At 72.5% G+C, this 9,946-nt stretch carries 10 protein-coding genes; 5 read left to right on the top strand and 5 right to left on the bottom strand.

The genetic code is table 11. The features are described from left to right. Positions 1-238: 238 nt before the first annotated feature. The 3 genes from NMN56_RS25600 to NMN56_RS25590 form a co-directional block, all read right to left on the bottom strand. Positions 239-631, bottom strand: a complete 393-nt coding sequence (locus NMN56_RS25600) for a hypothetical protein (protein ID WP_280842659.1) — start codon at positions 629-631, stop codon at positions 239-241. 418 nt (positions 632-1,049) lie between these two features. Beyond that, positions 1,050-1,235, bottom strand: a complete 186-nt coding sequence (locus NMN56_RS25595; protein ID WP_274040671.1) for a DUF6104 family protein — start codon at positions 1,233-1,235, stop codon at positions 1,050-1,052. A 75-nt stretch (positions 1,236-1,310) separates the two neighbouring features. Next, complete coding sequence (locus NMN56_RS25590) at positions 1,311-1,751, bottom strand: pyridoxamine 5'-phosphate oxidase family protein (protein WP_274040670.1); 441 nt, start codon at positions 1,749-1,751, stop codon at positions 1,311-1,313. A 371-nt stretch (positions 1,752-2,122) separates the two neighbouring features. On the opposite strand from NMN56_RS25590, the gene NMN56_RS25585 reads away from it, so the two are divergent. After that, complete coding sequence (locus NMN56_RS25585; protein ID WP_274040669.1) at positions 2,123-3,808, top strand: pentapeptide repeat-containing protein; 1,686 nt, start codon at positions 2,123-2,125, stop codon at positions 3,806-3,808. A 73-nt stretch (positions 3,809-3,881) separates the two neighbouring features. Here NMN56_RS25585 and NMN56_RS25580 read toward each other — a convergent pair whose 3' ends face one another. Continuing rightward, positions 3,882-4,094, bottom strand: coding sequence for a hypothetical protein (locus NMN56_RS25580; protein WP_274040668.1), 213 nt, complete (start codon positions 4,092-4,094; stop codon positions 3,882-3,884). Positions 4,095-4,497: 403 nt separating this feature from the next. Here NMN56_RS25580 and NMN56_RS25575 point away from each other — a divergent pair, with 403 nt between their 5' ends. After that, on the top strand, positions 4,498-5,676 hold the full coding sequence (locus NMN56_RS25575; protein WP_280842658.1) for a sensor histidine kinase: 1,179 nt from the start codon (positions 4,498-4,500) through the stop codon (positions 5,674-5,676). A 40-nt stretch (positions 5,677-5,716) separates the two neighbouring features. Here the strand turns inward: NMN56_RS25575 and NMN56_RS25570 are convergent, their stop codons facing one another. Beyond that, positions 5,717-6,652, bottom strand: a complete 936-nt coding sequence (locus NMN56_RS25570; protein WP_274040666.1) for an endonuclease/exonuclease/phosphatase family protein — start codon at positions 6,650-6,652, stop codon at positions 5,717-5,719. 224 nt (positions 6,653-6,876) lie between these two features. Between NMN56_RS25570 and NMN56_RS25565 the strand changes: the two genes are divergently transcribed. From NMN56_RS25565 to NMN56_RS25555, 3 genes are read left to right on the top strand one after another with little or no spacing between them, the layout of a single operon-like run. Further along, positions 6,877-7,446, top strand: coding sequence for a CU044_2847 family protein (locus NMN56_RS25565; protein WP_274040665.1), 570 nt, complete (start codon positions 6,877-6,879; stop codon positions 7,444-7,446). Then, complete coding sequence (locus NMN56_RS25560) at positions 7,443-7,832, top strand: trypsin-like serine peptidase (protein WP_274040664.1); 390 nt, start codon at positions 7,443-7,445, stop codon at positions 7,830-7,832. Before NMN56_RS25565 ends, NMN56_RS25560 begins: the two co-directional genes overlap by 4 nt. Beyond that, a complete protein-coding gene (locus tag NMN56_RS25555) occupies positions 7,833-9,725 on the top strand; it encodes a VMAP-C domain-containing protein (RefSeq protein ID WP_274040663.1) in 1,893 nt (630 codons plus the stop codon). The last annotated feature ends 221 nt before the right edge of the window (positions 9,726-9,946 follow it).

Genomic DNA, 9,946 nt, shown 5'->3' with positions numbered 1-9,946 from the left:
GTGAAGGGGTGGAGCCTTCAAGTCGGGCTCTGGGGGCGGTATCGCGCGGGGGTGAGGCGGGGTGCGGGGAGGGGTGGTCCGGGGGGTTCGGTGTGCAGCCGCGGATTGTCCTGGCGACCGAGACGCGTCCCATGCCTGGTCATGCGCACCGGGGTGGAGTGCGGGGCGTCGGTATGGCCAGGGCCGCGAGCCGGAGGTGGGGGCGGCTCGCGGCGTGGTGTTCAGGTGGGGTCGGTGGTCAGCGGCCGTAGGCGCCGCCGCGCAGCGCCCGGGTGCCGGCCGGGCACCTCATGGTGACGCGCTTGGAGCCGGAGAGTACCGGGGTGATGTAGCGGACCCGGTTCGAGCAGTCCACGAAGACCCGGTAGGCCCGCCCGGAGCACGAGACGGAGAAGTACCGGCCCCGGAGGGAGGGGTTCCAGCAGCGCAGCGACGCGCGCTTCGGGGGGACGGCCTGTGTGGTGCGGCCGGCCTTGGACGCGGTGCCGCTCGTCTTGCGCTTCGACTTGGAGTCCACGATCGAGTAGTCGGCGTTCGCCACCACCGAGGTGGTCGACGCGGTGGCGGGCGTCGACGCCTGGGCCCCTGGGGCGATGGCCCCTCCGACGCCGAGCGCGAGCACCACGCTCATACCGAGTCCAGCAAGGGAATTACGAACCTTCATTCGTGCCTCGATTCTTCAGGTCGTGCGGTGCTGATGACTGTTCACTGGTTTTCAGGTGAACAGAAAGAAGAATCCAAGGCGGGAATCGCGGAAGCAATAATTCCTCGATTTTCGGATCATCATCGCAGGCGTCGGTAGAGGTCGTCGCCCCCTATCAGGTAAGGGGTGAATCGATTCTCCCAACTCGCGCTCGCCGAGCGGAAATTACCCGTGTGGGTTACGGAACCCGCGTTCCCGCCGAACGGTGAGGAGTTCGTGGGTTCCCTCTTCCCTTACGGTGCGACAGGCAATGCCCCTCGTTTTTCGTAGAGGCGGTGGGGAAGGAGCTGCGTTATCGGCGTTGTCAGCGGTATTGATGTTATTGGCGTTATCCGGGAGAGAGCCTTTACTCGTCGTCCTCGTCCTCGTCGTCCAGTCGCGCCAGCCAGGTCGCCAGCCGCTCCACCGGTACTTCGAAGTCCGGGTTCAGATCCACGAACGTCCGCAGCTGTTCGGCCAGCCACGCGAGACTGACTTCTTCCTCGCCGCGCCGCTTCTCCAGCTCTTCGATGCCACGGTCGGTGAAGTACACGGTTCTGCTCCAGGGTGCGGATGGCTCTGATTCGGTCCCTGAACAGGGTATGCGGGGCCCGTGTGCGGGTGGTGCCTACGTGGGCGCGTAGCTGAGGTCCTTCACCGACATCCGGTCAGGGCGCAACCTCACCCATACGGTGCCCTTCTCCGCCGGGTCGTCCCGCAGGTAGTGGCGGAAGCGCTCATCCCACTTGTCCTCGTCGGGGCCCAGGTAGCGGCTGAGCTTCCGCCATCCCCGCTCCGCGTCGAACGGCAGCACCTCGGCACGTCCGCGCGCGATCACCTGCCGTACGAGCCCCGTGGCCAGATCGCACTCGTCCACGACCAGCGCCACGGCCGGATGCTCCCGCACCAGGCCCTCCAGCCGTGCCCATGAGCCGGTCAGTATCCAGAACGCCTCGTCCTCCCACAGGAACCACGTCGGCCGCACCGTCGGCCCCCGCGTCGCGATGCGAGCGGTCAACGGCCGTGCGAGAAACGCGTCCACATCGAATGCCGTATGTGCCTTCTTCATTACTGAGCCCTCCCGCACACGTGCTTGCCCGGTGATGCGTCGCTGTTCTGACCGTTGCTGTCCCGTCTGTGCACGTTCATGGGCGCGATCGTAGAACGTGGCGGTGACAGGGCCGCTGGCGCGGGCAGTTCTCTTCCAGCCGGGTGGAGCGTCGGCGGTGGTGCCGTCGCCGCCCCGGAGTAGCGAAGCAGCGTGACGGCCCGTGAGGGTGCCAGGCCCCGGTGCCCCGTTCGTACTTGGGCGTGGATGTGTGGGGGGCTGCGTGGGGTGCGCGGTCCTGGTGTGATCGGGGCATGGACGGGACGTGGAGTGGGGCGCCGGAGTGGGCGTGTTGTGGGTTCGGGGGCGGGAGCGCGGTGGGGTGCCGGGGTGTGGTGGCGGGGTTGTACGGGCGGTGTCTGCGGCATCTCCTGGACGAGGAACGGGGCGTGGTCCTGGCGGAGTGGGAGCCGGGGGGTGACCTGGATCTGCGGGGTACCGAGGTCGACGCGGGGCTGCTGGCCGCGGTGCTGGAACGGTTCAGGGGTGAGGACGGGCGGCTGCGGATCGGGGCGGGGCGGTTCGCGGGCGCTGTGTTCCAGGGGGAAGTACCGTTCGGCCGCGCGGTGTTCAGCGGGGAGGTGGACTTCTCCGGTGCGGTCTTCGAGGGCCGTGCGCGCTTCCCTGAAGCCAGGTTCGTGGGGGCCTGCTTCGCGGGGGCCGAGTTCAGGGCGGAAGCGTCGTTCTACAAGGCGCACTTCCATGACCCCGGCCATGTCGTCGCGGCGGACGTGGCCCGGTTCGACCGGGCCGTCTTCGAGCAGGAGGCCGTCTTCGCGCGGGCCGTCTTCCCCTGTGAGGAGGGCTCCAGGGGGCCCACCTTCCGGCATGTGGTCTTCCGGGGCGAGACCAGCTTCTGGGGAGTCGTCTCGGGTGAACGCGTCTCCTTCCCGCACGCCGTCTTCATGGCGACCTCGAAACTCGGGCCCGTGGTGTGCAAAGGGGAACTCGGGCTGCGCGCGGCGCACTTCATGGTGCCCGTCGTGATCGAGGCGGTCGCGCCGGGGATCCTCCTGGGAGAGACACGGTTCGAGGGGCCGACGGTCATCTCGGCCCGGTACGCGCGGGTGAACCTGGACCGGGTACTGCTGCTGCACCCCTGCAGGGTCACGACGTTCACCGGGCTCGGGGACCTCGACCGCGAGCCCCCGCTGGTGGCCGTGCTGGACGCGCTCGACCAGGAGTACGGGCCCGGCCCCACGGTCGCCGTCACGTCGCTGCGCGGTGTCGACGCCGCCATGCTGCTGCTCGCCGAAGTGGACCTCAGCGGGTGCGCGTTCGCGGGCGCACACCACCTGGACCAGATACGGCTGGAGGGGATCTGGCGGCTGCGGTCGGCGCCCGGCGGGGTGCGGTGGGCGCGTGGGCTGCCGCGCTGGTGCGCCAAGCGGCAGATCATCAACGAGGAACGGGAATGGCGCGCGCTGCCCGGCAGACGCAGACCCTCGCGGCACGACTGGGGCCCGCCGCCAGCGGAGCCCGGCGCCGTGCCGGGACTGGCCACGCTCACCACGGTCTACCGGCAGCTCCGTAAGGCCAGAGAGGACGCCAAGGACGAGCCGGGAGCCGCCGACTTCTACTACGGCGAGATGGAGATGCGCCGGTACAGCCGCGGTTGGCGGCACGCGGAACGGTGGCTGCTACAGGCGTACTGGGCGCTGTCCGGGTACGGGCTGCGTGCCTCGCGGGCGCTGGGCTGGCTGGTGGGCGCGATGCTGGCGACGGTGCTGCTGATGCTGGCCGTCGGCCTGCCCGACACGCCTGCGCGCGAACACCTCGCGGGCGCACGGGTGGTGGGCAAGCAGGCCCCTACGCTGCGTGCGCCGTTCCCCGCACGTTTCAACGCGGAACGCGCGCTGAAGGCGACCGACGTGGTGGTCAACTCCGTCGTCTTCCGCGCCAGTGGCCAGCCGCTGACCCGGGCGGGCTCCTACGTGGAGAAGGGCGCGCGCTTCACAGGGCCCGTACTGCTCGGCCTCGCCGTGCTCGCCGTACGGGGGCGCGTCAAACGGGGGTGAGCTGCGGCCGGCACTCCGTTGCGGCGGCTGCCCGGTGCGCGGGCGGGGTCGGCCGCCGCGTTCGCGGGCGTGGTCAGCTGTCCCGTTTGACGGCTGCGCTCGCGCCGCCGACGGCGACGCCCAGTGCGATGAGGAGCACGCACACATAGACCTCGTAGCCGTCGAGGAAGCCGATGCGGTGGACCAGGGTCCACATCCGGAACCAGCCGCCGGTGACCTCATGGAGGAGACCGCCGACGCCCTGCGTGATGAGGAGGAAGGCGACGAGGCCCAGAAAGTTCTTCATGCAGTCAGGCTCGGCGGCGGCGGGGCGCCGGGGGATCGGGCCTTGGTCTGGGGCCGGCCGACGAAAGTCACGGATCCGGGTGGCAGGTGTCGTCCAAAGGTCTCCGTATGCGGCGGGCGCTGCCGGGTGCCGTGGGGCGGGCCGTAGATTCGCGGGTATGGGCCATTCTTCCCAGCGCCGCGATCGTCCCGGGCCCGGTGACCCGTCGTCCGGTGACCTGTCGTCCAGTGACCCGTCGTCCGGGGCTGTCGAGCGTTCCGGGGCCGATGAGCGCTCGGGCCGCGCCGGTCGCCAGTGGCTCCGGGTGCGCGGTGTGCTCGGGCCGCGCGGCGTGCGGCGGGCGCGTGCGTGGGTGTGTGACGGCCGGTGGCGGGATGCGGTGCGCCCGCGTGGGGGAACTCCTGTGCGGCGCACCGGCAAGGACTGGCTGGCCGACATCGGGATGTTCCTGTTCGCGGCGCTGTTCTTCCTGGTGACGGCGGACTCCGTCGTGGCGGGATCCGACATCTCCGGGACGGCCGTGCTGGCGGAGCAGGCCGCGGGCGGGGTGGCGTGCGCCGCGCTGTTCGTACGGCGGCGGTGGCCCGTCGCGCTGGCGGTCCTGCTGCTGGTGAGCGGAAAGTTCTCGCACTTCATGACGGGGCCATGCCTGGTCGCGCTGTTCACGGTCGCGGCGACACGCCCTCCCCGTGTGACGGGCTGGGTGGCGGCGCTGGGCCTCGCGCCGCTGCCGTTCTATCTCGCGAGCGGGCCCCCCGCCGACGACCCGCGTACGGGTTCGGCTCTCACCTTCTTCGCGCTGGTCGCTTGCGCGCTCGGATGGGGCTCGTTCGTCCGTTCCCGTCGGCAGCTCATCGCCTCGCTGGAGGAGCGCGCCGAGCACGCGGCCACCGATGCGCGGCGCGAGGCGCGGGAGGATGTCGCGCGCGAGATGCACGACGTACTGGCGCACCGGCTGTCGCTGCTGAGCGTGCACGCGGGTGCGCTGGAGTTCAACCCGGGCGGCAATCCCGAACAGGTGAGCCGCGCCGCCGGAGTCATCCGGGAGAGCGCGCACGAGGCGCTCCAGGACCTACGGGAGATCATCGGCGTGCTGCGCGCACCGGAGGCGCACGAGCGTCCACAGCCCGTACTCGCCGACCTGGAACAACTGGTCGAGGAGTCCCGCGGCGCCGGGGCCCGTGTGACGCTCGTCCGGGAGGTCCCGGGGGAGGGGGAAGCGGGGGAGCGGGAAGAAGTGCAGCAGGGAGGGGCGCAGCAGGGAGGGGTGCCCGCCGTCACGGGGCGCACGGCGTACCGCATCGTCCAGGAAGGGCTGACCAACGCGCGCAAGCATGGCCCGGGCCCGGAGGTGCCCGTCTCCGTCAGCGTGCGCGGCGGACCGGGCCAGGGGTTGACCGTGGAGGTCCGCAACCCAGGAAAGGAGCCCCAGCACCACGAGGGAGCACACCCGGCCGTCCCCGGTTCGGGACAGGGCCTCGTCGGCCTCACGGAGCGCGCGCACCTCGCGGGCGGCCACCTCGAACACGGCTGGGACGACGGGGACTTCCGCCTCCGTGCCTGGCTGCCCTGGCCGGGCTGACACCTGGCGCTCGGGCCCGTTTCCGGACAGCACGGGGTGCTCAGTCCGGTCCTTGGCGCTCCGTGCGGTGACGGTCCGGTCCGTGGCGTCCCGGTGCGCGGTGCTTCGGTGCGCCGCCGTCCCCTTCGCGCTGCCCGTCCTCGCGTTCCTCCCCGTCCCCCAGATCGGCGGCGACGGCGGCGTGGTCCGAGGGCCACACGCCGTCGACGGGGCCGAACCCCGCGCGTCGTACGGCGCGTACGTCCCCGAGCCCGTCGGGCGCCGGAGGCCCCGTGTGGATGTAGTCCACCCGCGCGGCCGGCCCTGAGGGCACATACGGGTTGGCCGGCCCCCAGGTGGCGGAGGGTTCGGCCGGGTCGGCGAACTCCCAGACGTCGTAGAGGACCTGGCCCGGTACGGCGGGCGCGGTACGCAGACCGCTCAGGAGGCGCATCTCGTCGGAGTCGGGGAGCGAGTTGTAGTCACCGGTGAGCACCGGAGGGTGGTGGCTGCCGCACGCTGCGGTGCGGTCGGCCGTGAAGCGGGCCAGCGCGGCGGTCTGCGCACAGCGGGTGGCCGACGCCGCGGCGTCAGAGGTGAGGTGCGTGGTGAAGAACGGCACGGGGGCACCGGGGCGTTGGAGCGTGGCGCCGAGGGCGAGCCGTCCGTCGTCGGGCTTCCGTTCGGGCGCGGGCAGCCGGATGACGGCCCTGTCGGTGAGGGGCCAGCGGCTCAGGATCGCGTTGCCCACGTCCACGGCGGCGTCCTCGGGCCCCGCCCGCCGCCGGAAGCGCCCGGGAGCGGGGGAGGCCGCCCATGTCCAGTGCAGGCCCAGTTCGTGGGCGAGCCACCCGGCGAGGTTCTCGTCGGGCGAGGCCCACACCTCCTGAAGGCCCACCGCGTCGGGCCGCAGCTCTCGCAGCACGGCGAGGACGGCGTGCCGCCGCTCACGCCACGGTCCGAACCGCCACCACAGGTTCCAGGTCACCACGCGCACGGTCTCAGCCTGCACTCCCACGTGTGGTCGCGCGAGAGGGCGTGTGAGCTGTTCAATGTGGGCCCTGGGGAATGACGTTGGGCACACGGTGCCGACCGGCTTCCGCGTGACACATGGCGGAGGACGGGTGGCGCGTGACGCGTGGCAGGCGTCGTCTTCCGCCTGACGGTGACGGGAGACGGGTGACAGATGTCGGCTGACGGATGAACGGGCGAGGGGGAGCGGTGGAGCGGGAGATCAGGGAAGTGCGGCTGCCGGGCGGCGAGACGGTACTGGCGCGCGTGCAGGTGCTGGAGGACGGCGAGGCCCCGGAGGGCGTCGAGGAGTTCCAGTACGACGACGTCGGAACGCGGGACCAGCTGATCGCACGTGCGCAGCAGCTCAACGAGGTGATCAGCGGTGTCGGTACCGCCGTACTGAACGCCGCGCGGGGGGCCAGGCCCGACGAGGTGAGCGCCACGTTCGGCGTGGAACTGGCCGTCAAACCCGGCAAGGCGCTGGCCGCCGTCATCGCGGACGGCGAGGCCAAGGCATCCGTGACCGTGACGCTCACCTGGCGCGGGAACGACGCGCGCCAGGACGACGAGCGTCAGGACGACGCGCGCCAGGACGACAGGCGCGGGAGCGATGAGCGCGGGAACGACGGGCGCCGGGATGGTGGGCGCGGGAACGACGGGTCCCGGGGCGAGGGGAACGACGCAGCCGGGAGCAACGACGGAGGCGGGGCGAACGACGGAGGCGGCGGCCGGAGCGGCGGGGCCGGCGGGGTCGGCGGCGGTTCGCAGGGCGCATGACGACGTCCCGGCTGGAGGTACTGGTCGGCCGGGCCACCGTGTGGCTCGGGCCGGACGAGCGGTGCCAGGAAGGGCCCGGTGGCCACGCGATGTGGGGCAGCGGCTTCTTCGTCGCGCCCGGCTGGGTCCTCACCTGCGCGCATGTGCTGCGCCCCGCGGGGGAGTCGGGGCCGCGCTCCCGGCTCGGTGAGGACGCGGCACGCCCGTTCCTCGTGCACGGCGAGCACGGACGGGTGCGCGCCCGCGCGGGGTACTGGCTCATGGACGGCGAAGGGGCGCCCGAACAGGACCTGGTGCTGGTGCGCCTGCTGGAGGAGACCGCGCACTCGTGTGTGTGGCTGACCGACCGGTGCGACCGGCCCTTCCGCGTGACGGCGCACGGCTGAATGACGGCGCCGGGTGCCCCTCGGGGTACGCCGCCCGCGCCGTGGAGCGGCAGGTGTGAGATCAGCGGGGCGCACGGCCACCATGGCGCGCTGCTCGGGCCCGATGTCGAGCTGCCGCACGGCGTCTCGGGCGGCCCTGTGCTCGACCAGGAGACGGGCGCGGTCACCGGCGTCGTCAAGGCACGCAGGACGGGCAAGGACGGCGGCCTCGCCATCGCCACCACGGCGCTCCGCGCCTTCGCCTCTGCCGTACCCGTCGGCGGCGAACGGGGACTGGGCGACGACCCGTACAGGGCGCTGATCCGCGCGCACGACCGCTGGCACGATCCCCGGCAGGACGGGCGGTACGACACGCGCTACGGCGCCCGGCGCGATCCCCTGCACGGGGCCGGGGACATGCGGCGCCCCCACGCCTCGGGCCCTGACCGGCGTGCCGTGTACGGGCGCCCGAACGGCGGGGTCTCGTGGGCCGTCGCACAGGAGGCGCTGCGCAAGGGGCGCGCTGCGGACGGGCCGTGGGCGACCTGGACGCCGAAGGACCACCTGACGGCGCTCGCGCTGCTGTCCGAACTGCCGGCGCCCGCACACCCCGCCACCGTCGAGAGCCACATCGAGACGGTGCTCGGCGAGGAACCCCTGTGGTGGGAGCCGACGGCGCCCCGCGACTGGCGCGACGGTCATGGCTGGCTCTACGAGAGCGCGGAGGGCGACGAAGTCGCCTTTCTGCACTACTTGTTCTCCGTCGCAGCCGACTGCGCGCATACGGCGCCCGAGCCCGCCGCCGCGCTGACCCACTGGGCACGGGAGCGCGTCCAGCGGGTCCCGCCCACCCACCGGGCGCTCCTGGAGCGGCTCGCGGCACTCGCGGAAGAGGCCGCACTGCCCGAGCCGGGACCGGGACTGGGGCTGGGACCGGGGCCCGGGCCGCGGCCGGGTCCTGACGTCGCGGACAGGGAGTACGGGGCTCCAGACGCCGAACACGCGCCCTGCCAGGGCCGCACGGAGCCGCACGCCGTCGCCGCACGCGCGGCCGACACGGAGGACGGCGGTCCCGTCGTCGCCGTCGAGCTGGAGCCCGCCCACTACCCGCAGGGCGAGGGCGCCGCGCGGGACCCCGTGCGCGAGAACGCGCGCTTCTACTGGCGCATCTGGACCTGGACCGGCGACCCGGACAGCGTGCGCGCCTGGGAGCGGCTGGAGACCGGGCAGGGCGCGACACGGCACGAGCTGCCTCAGCAACTCGCCCAGCCGCTGCGCGCCGCGTTCGCGCGCGTCGACACGGACAGGCGGCGCGCGCGGCTCGAACTGGCTGCGCCTGTGGAGCACTTCGACATCGACGTACACCTGTGGCGCCCTGGCCTCGTCGCGCGCGGCCTGCGGCCCGATCCCGAGGACCGCCAGTTCGGCGTGCACCGGCAGGTCGTCCTGCGGGAGGTGTCGCGTACGGGCGCTCCGGTCGACACCTGGGAGAAGCGCTGGAACGCGGCGCTCGACGGCACCCTCGAAGCGCTCCCCCTGCGCACACGCACCGACCAGCTCGGCGAGGCGCCCGCGCGTGCTGTGCCCGTGGTGTGCCGCACCGGAGACTGCGAGGCGCCCACGCTCCGCGAGGTCGTACGGGCCGGCTACGGGCTGGCGCTGTGGAGCGGGACGGACACGCGACCGCACACCTGCGACTCGGTCCCGCATTGCGAACTCAGCGCCCGGGCCTCGGAGTTGGTGCGAGGCGCCCGGCGCGCCGCAGCGCTGCCCGAGAGCCTGCGCGTGCTACGGGAGCGCATCAGTACGGGAGACACCGCGGCCAACTGGGCCGAGGACCTCACCCTGCTCTACGACGACCCGCGCCGCCCCCTGCCCGGACTGACGCTGACCGAACCGCTGGACTCGCCATGAGCCCCCGGCCCCGGCGCGCGTCCGAACGGCAACCGCGGTACTACTGGCGCGGACAACCGCGAGCGAACGGCTACAGGCGCCGACACCGCGAGCGAGCGGCTACTGGTGCCGACAACCGCGAACGCGCGACTACAGGCAAGTGCCCACGAGCGCGCGGCTACGAGCCAGCAACCGCGAACGCGCGACTACGAGCGAGCAACTACGGGCGAGCACAGAGCAAA

Origin of the sequence: Streptomyces iconiensis (genome assembly GCF_028657195.3) — a bacterium.
Taxonomy (GTDB): Bacteria; Actinomycetota; Actinomycetes; order Streptomycetales; family Streptomycetaceae; genus Streptomyces; species Streptomyces iconiensis.
This window is presented reverse-complemented; position numbering and strand designations above follow the sequence as displayed.